Annotated in this window: 13 protein-coding genes and 1 pseudogene; 6 read left to right on the top strand and 8 right to left on the bottom strand. The window is 59.3% G+C overall.

From position 1 onward, the window contains the following. Positions 1–139 precede the first annotated feature (139 nt). Complete coding sequence (locus tag AC2LD7_RS15780) at positions 140–484, bottom strand: DUF202 domain-containing protein (RefSeq protein WP_484598677.1); 345 nt, start codon at positions 482–484, stop codon at positions 140–142. 3 nt (positions 485–487) lie between these two features. Continuing rightward, on the bottom strand, positions 488–856 hold the full coding sequence (locus AC2LD7_RS15785) for a YidH family protein (protein ID WP_484598678.1): 369 nt from the start codon (positions 854–856) through the stop codon (positions 488–490). Between the two features lie 136 nt (positions 857–992). Here AC2LD7_RS15785 and AC2LD7_RS15790 point away from each other — a divergent pair, with 136 nt between their 5' ends. Beyond that, positions 993–1490, top strand: a complete 498-nt coding sequence (locus AC2LD7_RS15790; RefSeq protein ID WP_484598679.1) for a copper chaperone PCu(A)C — start codon at positions 993–995, stop codon at positions 1488–1490. Between the two features lie 169 nt (positions 1491–1659). Here AC2LD7_RS15790 and gorA read toward each other — a convergent pair whose 3' ends face one another. Beyond that, positions 1660–3018, bottom strand: a complete 1359-nt coding sequence (gorA, locus tag AC2LD7_RS15795; protein ID WP_484598680.1) for a glutathione-disulfide reductase — start codon at positions 3016–3018, stop codon at positions 1660–1662. Between the two features lie 71 nt (positions 3019–3089). Between gorA and AC2LD7_RS15800 the strand changes: the two genes are divergently transcribed. Beyond that, positions 3090–3512: a VOC family protein gene (locus AC2LD7_RS15800; RefSeq protein ID WP_484598681.1), complete on the top strand. Its 423-nt coding sequence runs from the start codon at positions 3090–3092 to the stop codon at positions 3510–3512. Between the two features lie 191 nt (positions 3513–3703). On the opposite strand, the gene galU is transcribed toward AC2LD7_RS15800, so the two are convergent. Continuing rightward, positions 3704–4543 carry a UTP--glucose-1-phosphate uridylyltransferase GalU gene (gene galU / locus AC2LD7_RS15805; protein ID WP_484598682.1) on the bottom strand — a complete coding sequence of 280 codons (840 nt, stop codon included), beginning with the start codon at positions 4541–4543 and terminating at the stop codon, positions 3704–3706. A gap of 488 nt (positions 4544–5031) precedes the next feature. On the opposite strand from galU, the gene AC2LD7_RS15810 reads away from it, so the two are divergent. The 4 genes and pseudogenes from AC2LD7_RS15810 (at position 5032) to AC2LD7_RS15825 (ending at position 12206) form a co-directional block, all read left to right on the top strand. After that, positions 5032–6675 (top strand): VRR-NUC domain-containing protein, encoded by a 1644-nt coding sequence (locus AC2LD7_RS15810; protein WP_484598683.1) that lies wholly within the window; start codon positions 5032–5034, stop codon positions 6673–6675. Continuing rightward, complete coding sequence (locus AC2LD7_RS15815; protein WP_484598684.1) at positions 6672–8936, top strand: ATP-dependent DNA helicase; 2265 nt, start codon at positions 6672–6674, stop codon at positions 8934–8936. The genes AC2LD7_RS15810 and AC2LD7_RS15815 overlap by 4 nt, the downstream gene beginning before the upstream one ends. Before the next feature lie 314 nt (positions 8937–9250). Continuing rightward, positions 9251–10520, top strand: a pseudogene (locus AC2LD7_RS15820) (OprD family porin). Between the two features lie 300 nt (positions 10521–10820). Beyond that, positions 10821–12206, top strand: a complete 1386-nt coding sequence (locus AC2LD7_RS15825; protein WP_484598685.1) for an FAD-binding oxidoreductase — start codon at positions 10821–10823, stop codon at positions 12204–12206. Between the two features lie 83 nt (positions 12207–12289). Here AC2LD7_RS15825 and AC2LD7_RS15830 read toward each other — a convergent pair whose 3' ends face one another. The 4 genes from AC2LD7_RS15830 to garD form a co-directional block, all read right to left on the bottom strand. Beyond that, complete coding sequence (locus tag AC2LD7_RS15830; protein WP_484598686.1) at positions 12290–13204, bottom strand: aldose 1-epimerase; 915 nt, start codon at positions 13202–13204, stop codon at positions 12290–12292. Between the two features lie 192 nt (positions 13205–13396). Continuing rightward, positions 13397–14326 carry a 2-hydroxyacid dehydrogenase gene (locus AC2LD7_RS15835; RefSeq protein ID WP_484598687.1) on the bottom strand — a complete coding sequence of 310 codons (930 nt, stop codon included), beginning with the start codon at positions 14324–14326 and terminating at the stop codon, positions 13397–13399. Between the two features lie 34 nt (positions 14327–14360). Continuing rightward, the gene (locus tag AC2LD7_RS15840; RefSeq protein WP_484598688.1) at positions 14361–15779 is read right to left on the bottom strand and encodes an FAD-binding oxidoreductase; all 1419 of its coding nucleotides are present in this window, start codon (positions 15777–15779) and stop codon (positions 14361–14363) included. A gap of 70 nt (positions 15780–15849) precedes the next feature. Further along, positions 15850–17403, bottom strand: coding sequence for a galactarate dehydratase (gene garD / locus AC2LD7_RS15845; protein ID WP_484598731.1), 1554 nt, complete (start codon positions 17401–17403; stop codon positions 15850–15852). Positions 17404–17492: the final 89 nt, after the last annotated feature.

Raw genomic sequence — 17492 nt, forward strand, 5'->3', positions numbered from 1 at the left:
GCAGCAGCATCAATTTAACGGGGAGTTGGTGTCCGGTTTTGTAGGGGCAAGTCCACGTATGTCGGCACGCCCAATGTATTCGAGCGTGGAATTTATTTGTGGATCAATAGGTTAGAGGGGAAGTGAGTGAAATTTCCCCTTATCTCGGCACACTCCCGAGCACTGACACCGAGGCGCCTAGCCATAGAACCGAGAATGCATCGGCATGGATTCGCCCACTTTTCAGCCCACTGGCGCTGCGTGCGTAACGCCGCTGTTGAGTCGTCCAGATGCCTAACGCGGTGATCAAGGAAACCGCCACGAGCGCACCTACGAAGAACCCGTGATATGGCATCCAACGTAAAAAAAGCGCGCTGACGGTGATCATGGTGAGCAGTGTCCGCCCCCAGGCCAGTGACGTGCGCTCTGGTTGCAGGCCGGGATCCTCGTGCAGCGGTGGCCGCGGTGTCTTGGGGTCCAATCGACGGCGAAAGGAAATATGCATTGGTTAGCCACGCAGCGCGACGAAACTGATCAGCACCAATGTCACCAAGGTGCCGCCGATCGACAGAATCGGGATCAGCAGCGGGAACGGCAGTGGGCCGCTGTGACGCATGGCACGTTCGATCGTCAGCCAGCGAACGCAAGCCGTGGAACTGATGAACATGGCCAGCAGCAGCAGCGAAATCGAAAGAACCTTGCGGACCTCCAGAACGAAGATGCCGCCGGCAAAGGCTTCCACCGCGACGCCACCGGCCAGCAACGCCAACGAGGTGCGGATCCAGGCGAGAAAGGTGCGTTCGTTGGCCAAGGTAAACCGCGGATCGGGTTCCTTTCCGCCAGATAACAACCGGTGACTCCAGCGACTGCGTTCCATTGTGGTGATGCATCTCCGATCGGATTGGTGCGAAGCCTCATTCAAACAGAAACGCAGCTGCCATGCAGGTTCCATTGCGCCAATGCAAACCACCACGTGCTAATGTCCTGGCACTCAAATCGCACTGGAGATATTCATGTTGCTTCGCCTGGTAACCGCCTTCGCCCTCGGAACTGCCACGCTCATTGCCGTTGCAGACGACCACACCCATGCGCATCACCAGACGGCTGGCTCGACGGCGCCGGCTGTTACGCAAGTCTGGTCTCGCGCCATGCCGCCGAGCGCCCCTACCGGCGCGGTGTATTTCACGCTGAACAACCCCGGCGACCAGCAGGACCGCCTGATTGGCGTGCAGACATCACGTGCGAAAAAAGCCGAGCTGCACACCCATGTGCATGAAGGCGAGATCATGCGAATGCAGCAGATCGACTCGGTCGAAGTTCCAGCTGGCGGGCATGTGGAGTTCAAGCCTGGCGGTAGTCATGTGATGCTCTTCGAACTTAGCGAGCCGCTGGTGGCCGGTGAGCGTTTTCCCTTGACGCTGATCTTCGAGAACGCCGGTGAAGTGACTGTCGAGGTCGCTATTCAGGAGCAGGCGCCGGAATCCAGCGGGCACGAGCACAAACATCAGTGAAAATCGGCGAGCTCAAACGTCGGCTGATTTCGATCAGCTTGCCGTCCGGCTCCAGAAAGCTACCGATTCGCAAATGTTCGGGGCGCCGGTTCGAGTAACCGGCCCCCTTCTCCATAGCTGCTTTCTTCCTGATGAAACGACAGCCGAACCATATCCACGCGTATGCGGATCAGATCCCCGTTGGCGTGCGCATGGTGACGAACTCTTCCGCGGCAGTCGGGTGAATGCCGACTGTATCGTCGAAGATTCGCTTGGTGGCGCCGGCCTTCAACGCTACGGCCAAGCCTTGCATGATCTCGCCGGCATCTGGCCCAGCCATATGGCAGCCCAGCACCTTATCGGTTTCGGCATCCACCACCAGCTTCATCAGGCTGCGCTCGAGACTATCGGTCATGGTCAGCTTCATCGGGCGGAAGCGGCTTTCGAACAACACCACTTTATGCCCTTGCTTGCGCGCCTCTTCTTCGGTCAGCCCAACCGTGGCCATGTTCGGCAGGCTGAACACGGCCGTGGCGATGGTGTTGTAGTCGACTGGGCGATATTCCTCTGGTTTGAACAGCTGCCGCGCAACCGCCATGCCTTCGGCGAGTGCAACCGGCGTGAGCTGTATACGCCCTATCACATCACCGATGGCCAGGATTGATGGAATCGAGGTGCGAAACTGATCATCGACCGCCACGAAACCGCGATCATCCAGCGCGACATCCAGTTGATCGAGGCCAAGCCCATCGAGCATCGGCCGACGGCCCGTCGCGTAGAAGATGCAATCTGCCTCCAGCACGCGACCGTCCTTGAGGGTCGCCAGCAGACTGCCGTCGGCCTGCTTGTCGATCCGCACGATGTCGGCATTGAATTGCAAGTCGACGCCCTTCTTGATCATCTCGTCTTTAAGGTGATCACGTAGCGAACCATCGAAGCCGCGCATGAACAACTCGCCGCGATACAAGAGTTTGGTATCGGCGCCGCAACCGTGAAAAATCGAGGCGAACTCGACTGCAATGTAGCCGCCACCGACCACCAGTACGCGGCGTGGCAGCGCGTCGAGATAGAAGGCTTCGTTGGACGTGATGGCATGCTCGCGGCCAGGAATTTCCGGAATGAAAGGCCAGCCACCCGTGGCGACGAGAATATGCTCAGCCGTGTAATGCCGGCCTTCGACTTCGATGGTATGAGCATCCACCAGGCGCGCATGCGCTTGCAGCAAGGTGACGCCACTATCGATCAGGAGATTCTTGTAGATGCCGTTGAGGCGTTCGATCTCGCGATCCTTGTTGGCGATCAGGGTTTTCCATTCGAAGGTCGCGCCATCGATGGTCCAGCCATAGCCTTGGGCCTGGCCGATGTCTTCGGCATAGTGGGCGCCGTAGACCAGCAGCTTCTTCGGCACGCAGCCGACATTCACGCAGGTGCCGCCCAAGTAACGGCTTTCGGCTACCGCCACGCGGGCGCCATAGCTTGCAGCGAAACGGGCAGCACGGACACCACCGGAACCCGCGCCGATGACGAATAGATCGAAGTCGTAAGCCATGAACTGTTGTCTCCCTTGTAGAACTCACAGCATAACCCAGGCTTTTCGCCTGTTCACCGAAGGAGTGCCGCATGCGCCCTACCCTGACCCATCTCGCCTTGCACGTGCCCGACCTGGAGGCCTGCATCGCGTTCTACGCGCAGTTCTGCGGCATGCATGTGTTTCATGAGCGTGCCGGGAAGGGCTCGCGCATTGTCTGGATGGCCGAGCCCGGCAAAGAGCGCGAGTTCATCTTCGTCATCATGCCGGGCGGTCAGGATCGCGCTCTGGCTGATAACGATTACAGCCATTTCGGCTTTGCGCTTTCGAGTCGCGGTGAAGTCGATGCGATCGCGGCACGCGCTCGCCAGGCGGGGTGCCTGATATGGGAGCCGCGCGACGAGCCCTACCCGGTCGGCTATTACTGTGGCGTACGGGATCCAGCGGGCAATTACGTCGAGTTCAGTTACGGTCAGCCGCTGGGGCCGGGCGCCGAGGAAATGCCGGCCCTCTGAAACGACAAAGCCACCTTTACAGGCTGTGTGAAAGCTACTGCGCTCGGCCATGCTGCGTTAAAAACATGCTCAAAATGCTCATTTACAACTCGTAAACTGCGCTTTTTCGCCTGTTTTTGCCTTGCCTGACCTTCGCTCGCTACGCTTTCACACGGCCTGTAAAGGTGGCTTTGTGATCGGCATGGTGTGAATCAGAATGCCTTGCCGGTCAGATAGAAGTGCTCATAGCAGAAGTTAGTTGCCGCAATATAGCCCTCGGCGCTACCGCAATCGAAACGCTGACCCTTGAACTTGTAGGCCAACACGCAACCATCCTGCGCCTGGCGCATCAGCGCGTCGGTAATCTGGATCTCGCCGCCTTTGCCCGGTTCGGTCTGTTCGATCAGATCGAAGATATCGGGAGTGAGGATGTAGCGGCCGATGATCGCCAGGTTGGACGGCGCGTCTTCCGGCTTGGGCTTCTCGACCATGTGGCTGACACGGTAAATGTCGTCACGGATCATTTCACCCGCGATCACGCCGTATTTGCTGGTTTCTTCCGGCGGTACTTCCTGAATCGCAACGATCGAACAGCGGAACTGGTTATACAACTTGACCATCTGCGCCAGCACTGGGTCGCCGTCCAAGTTGATGCAAAGGTCGTCTGCCAGCACCACGGCAAAGGGTTCGTCACCGATCAACGGCCGGCCGCTAAGAATGGCGTGGCCCAGGCCCTTCATTTCCACCTGGCGGGTGTAGGAGAAGCTGCACTCGTCGATCAGCTTGCGGATTCCGACCAGGTATTTTTCTTTGTCGGTGTTGCGGATCTGGTGCTCGAGCTCGTAGCTGATATCGAAGTGGTCTTCAAGGGAACGTTTGCCGCGGCCAGTGACAATCGCGATCTGTCCGAGCCCTGCGGCCAGTGCCTCTTCAACCCCGTATTGAATCAGGGGCTTGTTCACCACCGGCAACATTTCCTTGGGCATGGCCTTGGTCGCAGGAAGGAAGCGCGTGCCATATCCGGCCGCAGGAAAAAGGCATTTCTTGATCATGTGAGTCCTTGAAAAAATGTTCCAGTTGATGCACTGCGCCTGATCGGTCAACAGCCATACCCTGCATGTCCCGCCGACAGCGGCTGACTAGAGGCTACGACCACCGAAACGACAATGGGTTCGCATGCTGTCGCAGCGAATCCAAGCCTTCTTTGTTAGCTGACTAAACGACCGACGGTCGTTGACTTCATCGGTCCGCATAGACTGATCGGAGCGGAGCTACTTGCCAAGTAGGCGAACAAAATAAGTGCCTCGCCAGAAGAGGTTTCACCGCCAAAGGGTTAGTCGAATATTTGGATCCTCCTGGTGCGTCAGCATGGGTTTCGCAGGCTCAACCGCATCCTGCGAAAGGATCAAAGCGTTCCGTAGAGGTTTGCGGCAGCCCGTCATGCCATTGATCGTCCCGTCATTGCCAAACCCGCCTACAACTGTATAAATACACAGCCTTACGAGCAGCTACGCTCGCGTACTACCGAACCGGACGTTCGATGCGCCAGGCTTTGGAAAACCCCTTCTATTACCTCGAAAACTTTCGACAGGTGCTCGCCTGGGTCAGTGAGCGTCATGGCGATCTGCTGGACGATCGAGAGCGATTATTTCTGCAGAGCTTTAACGATGTGCCGCAGACATCCCAGGCGTTGCTGGTTCGTATGGTGATGCGCAAGGGATCTTTGTTCCGGGCCAGTAAGTTGCGCTATGCCGAGATTGGTTGCCCGCTGGCTGCCGCGGCGGCGCTCGTCGAGCAAGGCTGGATCGACGCCAACCCGACCGTGGATTTGGCACAGCTGTTCGGCCTGCTGAAGAAGGACGAGCTGGTCAAGGTGTTCGCAGCTACCGCATCCAAGAGCCAGCGCAAAAGCGACCTGCTACAGGCCTTGATGACCGAACATGCGCAGCCCAAAACCTTCGCCAGCTGGTGTGAGGCGCTCGGCGAGGCGGCATTCAGTCTGAACATCAGCGATCTTTGCGATCGTTTGCGGCTGATGTTCTTCGGCAATATCCATCAGGACTGGACCGAATTCGTCCTCGCCGATCTGGGTATCTTTCGCTACGAGCAAGTGAGCTTTTCCCCCGCTTCCCGCGCCTTCCACAGCCGCGACGATGTAGATGCCTATCTATATTTGCATCAATGTCGGGAGCGTTTCGAGACAGGTGAAAGGCTGGACGAGGTGCTAGCCGATATCCCGCACGCGCCCTACGCCAACGAGTGGCTGGAAAACCGACGCGGCAAGCTGCTGCTGAATATTGGTCGGCAATACGAGCGCGTCGGTGATCTGCAACAAGCGCTTCGTCTGCACGCCAGCAACCTTTATCCCGGCGCGCGCGAACGGGCAATCAGGGTGCTCGAACGGTGCGGTCAGCCCGAGGCAGCATTGCGCCTGGCGAGTGAGGCGCAAGCCGCGCCGGAAAGCGAGCATGAAGCGCAGCAGCTGCAGCGTATTCTGCCGCGCTTGCGACGCGTCCTCGGCGAGCCCGCCATACGCCGCAACGCCGTAGCCGAAGCGGAGCGCATCGATCTGGTTTTGCCCCGCCAGGTTGGCATGAGTGTCGAGCAGGCTGTGCGCGAACACCTTTCATGTAGCGAAGCGCCTGTTTACTACGTTGAAAATGCGTTGCTCAACTCGCTTCTGGGCCTGCTGTGCTGGGAGGCGATTTTTGCACCGCTTCCGGGGGCCTTCTTCCATCCATTTCATTCTGCTCCGGCTGACCTCACCCGCCCGGACTTTTATAACCGTCGTGCCGGGTTGTTCGATGCGTGCCTGGCCAAGCTTGGGACCGGCGAATATCGCGACTGTATTCGAAAGGTGTTCCAAGAGAAATTTGGCGTTCAGTCGCAATTCGTCAGCTGGGGACTGTTCGATGAGCATCTGTTGGAGCAGGCGCTCGATTGTTTATCAGCCGCACATCTGCAGGCTTGTTTCCAGCGAATCCTGCTGGATGTGCCCAACCATCGCAGCGGTTTGCCAGACCTGATTCAATTCTGGCCCGGCGAGCGGCGCTACCGGATGATTGAGGTAAAAGGCCCCGGCGATCGCTTGCAAGACAACCAGAAGCGTTGGATCGACTTCGCGCTGCGTCACGGCATGCCAATCGCCGTGTGCTATGTGCAGTGGGCCGAGGACGTGTCTTGAAGTACCGGGTCGCGGTGCGCGCCCTGTGCGAGTTCACCGCCAAAGAAGGTGATCTGGACCTGCGCTTCACACCTGCACCTACCGCCCTGGAAGGCATTGCGGGGCATACCACTGTTACCGCTCGCCGAGCCGAAGGTTACGAACGCGAAGTGGCGCTGGAAGGCCAGTACCTCGATCTATTGGTCCGCGGCCGCGCCGATGGTTACGACCCGGCGCAGAATCGTCTGGAAGAGATAAAGACCCATCGTGGCGACCTCTCACGACAGCCGGCCAACCATCGTCACTTGCACTGGGCCCAGGCCAAGGTTTACGGCTGGCTGCTCTGCGAGTCGCGCGGATTGGCATCGCTGAACGTTGCCCTGGTGTACTTCGATATCGTCAGCCAAAAGGAAACCCTGTTGATCGAAACCTTCGCCGCCGCGGAGCTGCGTGCGTTCTTCGAAACCCAATGTCAGCGCTTTATCGTCTGGTCCGAACAGGAACTGGCGCACCGGGCTGAGCGCGACCAGGCGCTCATCGGTCTGAAGTTTCCTTATTGCGAGTTCCGTAGTGGCCAGCGGCAACTCGCAGAAGCGGTGTACAAGGCCGCCTGCACCGGCACGCACCTGATGGCTCAGGCGCCAACCGGTATTGGCAAAACGCTCGCCACGTTGTTTCCCCAGCTGAAAGCGTTCCCGGGTCAGCAGTTGGACAAACTGTTCTTTCTCGCCGCGAAGACCTCCGGGCGGCAACTGGCATTGGATGCGCTGACCAGCCTGAAGGATGGCACCCAGACGCCCTCGGTGCGGGTGCTGGAATTGATCGCTCGCGACAAGGCATGTGAGCATCCAGACAAAGCCTGTCATGGCGAGTCCTGTCCACTCGCTCGCGGTTTCTACGACCGGCTCCCGGCCGCCCGTGCAGAAGCCGTTACCTGCCAGTTTCTCGACCAGGCGACGCTGCGCGAAGTAGCGTTGGCGCACCAGGTCTGCCCTTATTACCTCAGCCAGGAACTCGCCCGTTGGGCCGATGTGGTGGTTGGCGACTACAACTATTACTTCGACCTTAGCGCCCTGCTCTACGGTCTTACGCTGGTCAATCAGTGGCGCGTCAGTGTGCTGGTGGATGAGGCGCACAATTTGCTCGAGCGTGGCCGAAGCATGTACACCGCCGAGCTTGATATAAGAAATTTCAAAGGGTTACGAACGATAGCTCCAGCCGTTATGAAGAAGCCGATCGAGCGTATTCTGCGTTGCTGGAGCGATGTGCATCGGCTGCAGGAGGATACCTATCAGGTCCAGGCGGAGCTACCGCACAAGCTCATCGCCGCGTTGCAGCAAGCCATCAGCACGATCACCGATTACCTCGGTGAGAACCCGGCAGGTCTCGATCCCACGTTGCAGTCAGCGTACTTCGACGCGATGCACTTCTGCCGTCTGGCTGAACTGTTCGGTGCGCATTCGCTGTTCGATTGCACCCTGCTGCCGGCGCGCAATAGCCACCATGGTCGCAGCTCAGTGCTCTGCCTGCGCAATGTTTTGCCTGCACCCTTTCTTGCGCCCCGCTTCCTCGAGGCAAGATCGTGCGTATTGTTCTCCGCCACGCTCAACCCGCAGCGGTTCTATTCCGACACCTTGGGCGTACCGCCGAACCACGTCTGGGTCGACGTGGAATCGCCGTTCCGTGCAGAGCAACTGCAGGTCCGCCTGGCTCGGCACATCTCCACGCGCTTTCAAGATCGCGCGGCCTCGCTGCAGGCTATCGTCGACCTGCTTGCACGGCAGTATCAACAACGTCGCGGCAACTACCTGGCCTTCTTCAGCAGCTTCGATTACTTGCAACAAGTGACCGCTCTGCTGGCCGCTGAGCATCCCGAGCTGCCCTTCTGGGAACAAACTCGAGGCATGCATGAAACGGCTCGCAGTGCCTTTCTTGCGCGCTTCACTTGCGAGAGTCACGGCATCGGTTTTGCCGTGCTGGGCGGCGCTTTTTCCGAGGGGATCGACTTGCCCGGCGACCGTTTGATTGGCGCTTTCATCGCCACCTTGGGGCTGCCGCAAGTCAATCCGGTCAATGAACAAATGAAGACTCGGATGGATGAGCTATTTGGCACCGGCTACGACTACACCTACCTCTATCCAGGCTTGCAGAAAGTCGTGCAGGCTGCCGGCCGGGTAATCCGCACCACGGGCGATCACGGCGTGGTTCACCTGATTGACGACCGCTTCGCGCGTCCGCAGGTCAAACGTCTTCTGCCTGGCTGGTGGAGCGATGCGGTTTAACCACTGGCTTGCAGTCATCACACCTCCCCGTTTCCCTTGGTCGACGTTAGCCAAATAGCGAAAACATCTCTCGATTCCGTTTCATCGAGCTGCAATCTGCGAGTTAGACGAAAGTCTGACTCCTGACATTTCTTTACAAATTGCATTGACAAGGCTCTACCCGTAGCCATAATCCGTGATGTCGTATGACGACTGATAACAGATATCAGCCGCCGCGGCACGCGCCGCCTGTTGGCTGCCGCGCTACACCCCGCTTCGTTTTTAGCCACATGGCAGCACGCAGCGGACTACTCAAAAAAGGGAGCACAACAACAATGACCCCACGCAACCCCCTATCTGCCGCCGTATTCGCGGGCACGCTGTCGCTGGCGCTTGGCATTCCTGCTGTTGCAAATGCGGCGGAAGGCTTTGTTGACGGCACCAAGATCACGGTAAACGCCCGTAACTTTTACATCGGTCGCGAATTCCGAGACGACTCGATCACTGATCGCAGCAAGGCCGAGGAATGGACCCAGAGCTTCATCCTCAACATCCAGTCCGGCTATACCCCGGGCCCGGTCGGCTTTGGCGTCGATGTGCTCGCCGGTCTGGCGGTCAAACTTGACGGCGGTGGCGGTACGTACGGCACGAGCTTGCTGCCCCGCCACAGCGACGGCCGCCCTGCAGATGATTTCGGCCGTTTTGGTGTTGCCGCCAAAGCCAAGATCTCCAACACCGAGCTGAAGATCGGCGAGATGATGCCGGTCCTACCGATTCTGCGTTCGGATGATGGCCGTTCGCTGCCCCAGACGTTCGAAGGCGGCATGATCACCTCCCGCGAATTCGACGGCCTGATGCTGACAGCCGGTCAGTTCCGCCAGAACAGCCCGCGCGACGACGCCAGCATGGAAGACATGAGCTATCGGGTCTCGGGTGCAACTCCGGTTGGCGTGTCCGACCGCTTCAATTACATCGGCGGCGAATACGCTTTTCAGCAAGCAGACGACCGTGGGCCTCTGGACAGCCGAACTGAAGGACGTCTACGAGCAGCAGTATGTGCAACTGCTGCACACCCAGCCGCTTGGCGATGACATGGCACTGACCGCCAACCTCGGCTACTTCCAGGGTGACGAAGAAGGCAGCGCGCTGGCCGGCAATCTGGACAACAAGACCTACTCCGGTCTGTTCGGCCTGAAAATCGGTGGCAACACCTTCTACGTCGGCCTGCAGAAGGTCAGCGGCGACACGTGGATGCGCGTCAACGGCACCAGCGGCGGTACCCTGGCCAACGATAGCTTCAACAACTCTTATGACAATGCCGAAGAGCGCTCCTGGCAGTTGCGCCACGACTACAACTTCGCCGCCATGGGCGTGCCCGGCCTGACGCTGATGAACCGCTACATCAGCGGCGACAACATTGAGACAGCCACCACCGACGACGGCAAAGAATGGGGCCGCGAGACCGAGGTGGCCTACACCATTCAGAACGGCCCAGCTAAGAATCTCAACATCAAATGGCGTAACTCGAGCTTCCGCTCACAGGTCAACACACGCGACCTGGACGAGAACCGCCTGATCTTCAACTACCCGATCTCGATCCTGTAAGCGTCACGCTCCACGCTGGACGCAACACTCCTCGCTCCTGTTGCGGAAACTTTCGCCCGTCCTTGTGACGGGCTTTTTTTGCTTGCGCTCCTGCAAAGCCAGAGCGCGCATCAAGTGACCTGAAATCCGCAATCAACCACTTTCTATTGACAAGCGGACCTATACTGTGTTTTCCGCTGACGAAATGCTGATCAAGGGCTGCTGTGAGGCATGGACTTATCGCCAGAGTGGTCGTAGTCCTCACTCCCCCGCCGAGGGCCCTCTTGTGCGTGCCCTCTGGCATACCTAACGGTGATCGTCATGAACCGGCTTTCCCATACCGCGATAGAGACATTCAAGGCCGAATTTTCAGGCCCAATAATTTTCCCCGAAGATCCGCAATACAACGAAGTGCGCCAGATCTGGAACGCAATGATCGACCGCAGGCCTTCAATGATTGCCCGCTGCGTATCGCCCGAGGACGTGGTCCGCTCTGTAGACCTCGTCCGCCAACACGAGGTGCCGTTCTCCATACGCGGCGGCGGGCACAACATCGCCGGGAATGCCGTCTGCGACGATGGCCTGATGATCGATCTCTCGCTTATGAAGGGGGTCAAAATCGATCACGAACAACGCCGAGGTTATGTTGAACCAGGCTGCACGCTTGCTGACTTCGATGCCGCCGCGCAAGCGCACGGCTTAGCCACGCCCCTGGGCATAAACTCCACAACGGGAGTGGCCGGATTGACCCTCGGAGGCGGCTTCGGCTGGCTCAGTCGAAAATACGGCATGACCATAGACAACCTGCTAGGCATGGACGTGATCGTTGCCGACGGCCGTCAGTTGCACGCCAGTGAATCGGAAAACGCCGATCTGTTCTGGGGACTTCGTGGCGGGGGTGGCAACTTCGGCATCGTCACCCGCTTCGAGTTTCAGCTGCATCCGGTGGGACCGGACGTGCTTTGTGGCCTCATCGTCTTCCCTTTCGAGCAGGCGAAATCGGTAATGATGCAGTTCGCCCGTTTCACCGAAACGATGCCGGACAAGCTCAACGTTTGGATGATCACTCGCAAGGCGCCGCCTTTACCGTTCCTGCCCGAGGAGGTCCACGGGAAAGAAATCGTGGCGATGGCTGTTTGTTACGCAGGCGATCCTGGCGAGGGCGAGAGTTATATTGAGGCGCTGAGAGAATTTGGTTCTGCCTACGGCGAGCACATAGGTGTGCAGCCGTATGTCGCCTGGCAGCAGGCGTTCGATCCATTGTTGACAGCAGGCGCCCGGAACTACTGGAAATCCCACAATTTCTCGGTGCTCGATGAGGGGGCGATTGATGCCATCATCGAATACGCCGGTGCACTACCTTCCTCACAATGCGAGATATTCGTTGCCACGATAGGTGGCCAGACGGGGCGAATCCAACCTGAGGTCATGGCTTACTCGAATCGCGATGCCAACTATGTGCTGAACGTACATGCTCGGTGGGAAACGGCTGCCGAAGATGCACGCTGTATTGCCTGGGCGCGTGAGTTCTTTAAACGAACCCAGTCCTTTGCCAGTGGTGGCGCCTACGTAAACTTCCTTACCGGTGATGAAACTGATCGCATCGCCTTCGCCTATGGTGCGAGCTACCAACGACTGGTAGACCTGAAAAGGAAATTCGACCCGGCGAACCTCTTTCGTATCAACCAGAACATCAATCCGGCGTGACCTGCCCGAGCGCCCTTGGGCGGGCGCTCGCCCTCCTCCACAACCGTCGCGGCGATTCGACACTCTTACGTGCGACAGCGGGGCTACGGGCCGCTACGAGCCGTTCGCTGAATTTGCATCTGGCAACTGACCTGCATCGTCTCGCCAGGCAACAACACCCGCATTCCGTTCGCGACCGGATCGTCCATGCCAAGGGCGTTATTAGCGTGGGATACCGGTTCCACTGCGAAGAAGCCCATATCGGCAGGTGGCGTGAACACCACCAGATGAGAAAGTGCATCGCTGGCGTTCATGCTCAGCTCGACGCCCTGCCTTGGCCAGCGGATCAGTACCGGCGCGGTACTGCCGACAAAGCAATGGTCAAGTCCTGGTTCCTGTAATGACTTGGTTGTCGAAAAATCCCATTTCTCAGGGATTGGCAAAAGCCGTGAAGGCAGGTTTCGCGTGTCGTTTTGCCATACGGCTTGTGCAGCAAATCTTAACTGGCAACCTTCATGGCGCAGGAAGTACGGATGCCAACCGAGCCCGGCGGGCATCGAGCGGGCGCCGATGTTGCGCAGGCTCAGAACGAGCGAAACGCCCTCCTCGCCGAGTTGCAGTCGATGCTCCAGTTCGAAGGCGAACGGCCAGTCCAGTGCCGCAATGCCGTCTGGACGGTGCGTGATGTTAAGGACCAAGCTGCTCGAATCCTGCTCAGCAACCTCCCATGGGCGTTTCCAGGCGAGGCCATGAATAGGCAGCGGATGATCAGGCGACAATCTCTTCAATGGATAACGCTGCCCGTCATGCTCGAAGGCATTGTCAATTCGATTGGAAAATGGCGCTAGGACGAAACACCCGGTACGGCGAACGCTGTCGGAACCGTCCCAAGGCCGCAACAGGTCGATGCCATCGACGCTCAGACGTGTGATGGCGCCGCCCAATGCTGGGCATACCGACAGCCGGAGCGGGCCCTGCTGAAGCTGGATCTCGTTCATATTCGATTGCTGCTCAGACATGTCCAGCGGTCCTGATGCGGGCCGAAATGGCCCGCACTTGCGAAATAAAACGGCGCGCCTTACCGAGGTGCTTGTGGCAGGCGGTTCGGCTACGCCAAAAGTACATGCAAAAAATGTCGGCCCATGGCTTTTGGCTCAGGGGCCATGGCGGCTGTTGATAGCCACCGATCTGCAGTGCACCGGTAAGTGCGCTCAGACAGCTGTCAGCACCTCTCCGCGTTCGAGAAACGCACGTAGATTGGCAAACAGCAATTCTTCCATCGCCAACCGGGTTTCCTCGGTGGCGCTGCCGATATGGGGCAGCAGGACGACATTAGGAAGGTCGACCAGGGCCTGCGGGACTTTTGGCTCGCTGGCGAAGACGTCGAGTCCGGCACCGCCCAAGCGCCCATCTACCAGCGCTTCGATCAGTGCCGGCTCATCCACCACGGAGCCGCGGGAGACGTTGATCAATATGCCTTTCGAACCCAGTGCATCGAGCACTTCTCGATCGATCAGGTGGCGGGTGCTTTCTCCGCCAGGGCAGGTCAGGACCAGAAAATCGCTCCACTGCGCAAGCTCGACCAGACTGGGTTCGTAGCCATGCGCGCAGCCATCTACCGATCGACGGTTGTGGTAGCGCACCTGCATATCGAAGCCGCTGGAACGCTTGGCCACCGTCTCACCGATGCGACCAAGGCCGACGATGCCAAGCCGTTTACCGCTGACCCGGGTCGCCAGCGGTAAACCACCAGACGGCCATTCGCCAGCGCGTACGAAGCGGTCGGCACGCGACAGCTGCCTCGCGCAGTCGATGACCAGGCCGAAGGCCAGATCCGCCACGCAATCGTTGAGCACGTCCGGCGTGTTGCTTACAGGAATGCCCCGCGCCCGCGCCGCAGCGATATCAATCGCGTCATAGCCAACACCGAAACTGATGATCGCGCGCAGGTTGGGCAGGCGTTCGATCAAGCCCGCCGTGCAGCCGAAACGACCGGAAGTCACCACGACTTCGATGCGCTGGGCGTGCTGGTCAATTAACGCATCGGCACCCTCGTCCCAGAAACGCAATACCTCATGTTCGGCAGCCAGGCCACGGTTGAAACGCTCGGTCAGAGGGCCGATCTGGAGTATGCAGGTCACGGGATTACCTCGATGTGGCAGCGTGAAGGCGCAATCAGAGCACCTTGCCGGGGTTCATCAGGCCTTTCGGGTCCAGCGTTGTCTTGATCGCATGCATCAGCTCGAATTCCAGCGGATCTTTGTAGTGCTTGGCCGCTGTGCGCTTGGCCTGGCCGATTCCATGCTCGGCACTGATGCTGCCCTGAAAGCTGGCGGTGGCATCGTAGATGACCTGCATGATCGCCTCATGCTGCGCCTTGAATGGCGCATCTTCTGAACCGATCGGCTTGCTGATGTTGTAGTGCAGGTTGCCGTCGCCCACATGCCCGTAGGCAACGATGCGCACACCGGGAAATTGCGCGAGCAAACGTTGATCGGTGGCTTCGATGAATGCCGGGATACAGCTCACCGGCACGCTGATGTCATGTTTGAGGCTCGGCCCTTCGTGGTTCTGCGCCTCGGAAATGCCCTCACGAATGGCCCACAGCGCGGCCACTTGGGTTTCGCTGCTGGCCAATACGGCATCGATCACCCATTCACGCGTCAGGGCCTCGCCAATCGCAGTTTCCAGCAAGTCATTGAGTGGCGCCTCGGGCTGCGTATCGCTGAGTTCGATCTGCACGTACCAGGGATGCGTCTCGGTGAAAAGGTCGTTGCAGCCCGCCACATGACGCAGCACGAAATCCACGCTCTGCCTCGACATCATCTCGAAACCGGTGAGGCGATCACCGCACAGCCCGCGGATCAGGCCGATCAACTCGACCGTCGCCTGGGGGCTGGGCAATGCGACCCAGGCGGTCGTCACGCTGCGCACCGCCGGATACAGCTTGAGCACCGCCGCCGTGATGATTCCGAGCGTGCCTTCCGAGCCGATGAATAGATGCTTCAGATCGTAGCCGGTGTTGTCCTTGCGCAAACCGCGCAGGCCGCTCCAGACCCGCCCGTCCGGCAGAACCACTTCCAAGCCCAATGTGAGGTCGCGCATGTTGCCGTAGCGAAGCACGGCAGTGCCGCCAGCGTTGGTGGCGAGGTTGCCGCCAACGGTGCAACTTCCCTCCGCGCCCAGGGACAGCGGAAACAATCGTCCAACCTCGGCTGCCGCCTCCTGCAATGTCTGCAAGATCACGCCAGCCTCGACGGTGATCGTTTCGTTCGCCGGGTCGATGTCGCGGATACGCGTCATGCGTGTCAATGACAACACCACCTGGGTTCCGCTGGCGTCCGGAATCGAGCCGCCGCAGAGCCCTGTGTTACCGCCTTGCGGAACCAACGCAACTTGGTTTGCATGGCAGAGCCGCACTACCGCTGCGACTTCTTCGGTACTGGCCGGGCGCACCACCAGCGCGGCCTCGCCACGGTAGGCATTGCGCCAGTCACTCAAGTAGCTCTGCATGCGTTCGGCATCGGTAACGATGCCAGCCGCACCGACGATGGCCTCGATCCCGCGAATGAATTCGTCCGGCAGTGCGCTCATCACATTCTCCTGCAGTTGCTCACTGGTACAGCGCATCACGCGGATGCGCTGCTCGCTGACCTCATAGCCGTCAGGTGATTGGTGCCGGATTGAACAAGGTGATGTCGTTGTGAATCTTGTGCTGCTCGGCCCAGGTTTTCTTGCGGCCGCTGGCGACGTCCAGGTAGTAGTGGAACAGCTCCCAGCCCAGCTCCTCGATACTGGAACGCCCCGTGGCAATGCGCCCGGCGTCCACGTCGATCAGGTCAGGCCAGCGCTCGGCCAGCTCGGTGCGGGTCGACACCTTGACCACCGGTGCCATGGCCAGCCCATATGGCGTACCGCGCCCGGTGGTGAACACGTGCAGGTTCATTCCCGCCGCCAATTGCAGCGTGCCGCAGACGAAATCGCTGGCAGGCGTTGCGCAATAAATCAGGCCTTTGCCGCTGAAGCGCTCACCTGGACCGAGCACCCCATTGATGGCGCTGCTGCCGGATTTGACGATGGAGCCGAGGGATTTTTCGACAATATTCGACAGGCCACCCTTCTTGTTGCCGGGTGTGGTGTTGGCGCTGCGATCCGCGGCGCCGCGTTCGAGGTACTGATCGTACCAATCCATTTCGCGTACCAGCGCTTCGGCCACTTCGGGGCTTTCCGCGCGTGAAGTGAGCATGTAAATGGCGTCGCGCACTTCGGTGACCTCGGAAAACATCACCGTGGCACCGGCGCGGATCAGCAGGTCCGAGGCATAGCCCAGCGCCGGATTCGCTGTAATGCCGGAGAAGGCGTCGCTGCCCCCACATTGCATACCCAGAATCAACTCGGAAGCCGGGACGGTTTCGCGTTGACGGCGGTTGAGCTTCTGCAGGCGCGCTTCGGCCAGCGTCATGATCTGTTCGATCATTTCACCGAAACCGGTATTGGATTCCTGTAGCCGATAGAGCCAAGGTTCGCTGAGATCAACCGACGCATCACCTTCGTGCATGACCTGCTCGGCTTGCAGCTTTTCGCAGCCGAGGCTGATCACCAGGGCTTCGCCGCCCAGATTCGGATTGCGCGCCAGGTTGCGCACCGTGCGGATGGGGATGTAGGCGTCCTTGGCGTTGATCGCCACACCGCAGCCGTAGCTGTGCGTCAGCGCCACTACGTCATCGACGTTGGGGTACTTGGGCAGCAACTCTTTGCGGATGCGCGCGACCGCGTGATCGAGCACGCCGGTGACGCATTGCACGGTGGTGGTGATACCAAGAATGTTGCGCGTACCGACGGTGCCGTCGGCGTTGCGATAACCCTCGAAGGTGAAGCCCTCGAGCGGCTCGAGCCTTGCCGGCACAGCGTCGGCCATGGGCAGACTGTCGAGCGGCGGCGCCGACGGCATGCGCAGCTGGGTTTCCTTGACCCAGGAACCGCGTGCAATGGGTTCGAGCGCGTAACCGATGATCTGTCCGTAACGGCGGACCGGCTCGTCGACAACGATGTCCACCAGCGCGACCTTGTGGCTCTGCGGCACCGACTCGACCGTAACCAAACCGTCTTCGAACCGGGCGCCAGTCGGCACGCCACCGTCGTTGACCACCACTGCCACGTTGTCCGCCTCGTTCAAGCGGATGTAACGAGGCGAATCTTGATGCTGAATCAGTTCCACGGTGTCGTTCATTTCGGTCTCCGGTACAGGCCGGTTTTTGTTATCAGGTGAATTCGATTCGTAGAGCGGGCCGCGATGACGGTAGGGTG

The organism is Stutzerimonas sp. (genome assembly GCF_982611455.1).

Excerpts from the sequence above, each read along its gene's own strand:
- AC2LD7_RS15780 (WP_484598677.1), bottom strand. The coding sequence starts at position 484 with ATGCATATTTCCTTTCGCCGTCGATTGGACCCCAAGACACCGCGGCCA.
- AC2LD7_RS15785 (WP_484598678.1), bottom strand. The coding sequence starts at position 856 with ATGGAACGCAGTCGCTGGAGTCACCGGTTGTTATCTGGCGGAAAGGAA.
- AC2LD7_RS15790 (WP_484598679.1), top strand. The coding sequence starts at position 993 with ATGTTGCTTCGCCTGGTAACCGCCTTCGCCCTCGGAACTGCCACGCTC.
- gorA (WP_484598680.1), bottom strand. The coding sequence starts at position 3,018 with ATGGCTTACGACTTCGATCTATTCGTCATCGGCGCGGGTTCCGGTGGT.
- AC2LD7_RS15800 (WP_484598681.1), top strand. The coding sequence starts at position 3,090 with ATGCGCCCTACCCTGACCCATCTCGCCTTGCACGTGCCCGACCTGGAG.
- galU (WP_484598682.1), bottom strand. The coding sequence starts at position 4,543 with ATGATCAAGAAATGCCTTTTTCCTGCGGCCGGATATGGCACGCGCTTC.
- AC2LD7_RS15810 (WP_484598683.1), top strand. The coding sequence starts at position 5,032 with ATGCGCCAGGCTTTGGAAAACCCCTTCTATTACCTCGAAAACTTTCGA.
- AC2LD7_RS15825 (WP_484598685.1), top strand. The coding sequence starts at position 10,821 with ATGAACCGGCTTTCCCATACCGCGATAGAGACATTCAAGGCCGAATTT.
- AC2LD7_RS15830 (WP_484598686.1), bottom strand. The coding sequence starts at position 13,204 with ATGTCTGAGCAGCAATCGAATATGAACGAGATCCAGCTTCAGCAGGGC.
- AC2LD7_RS15840 (WP_484598688.1), bottom strand. The coding sequence starts at position 15,779 with ATGAGCGCACTGCCGGACGAATTCATTCGCGGGATCGAGGCCATCGTC.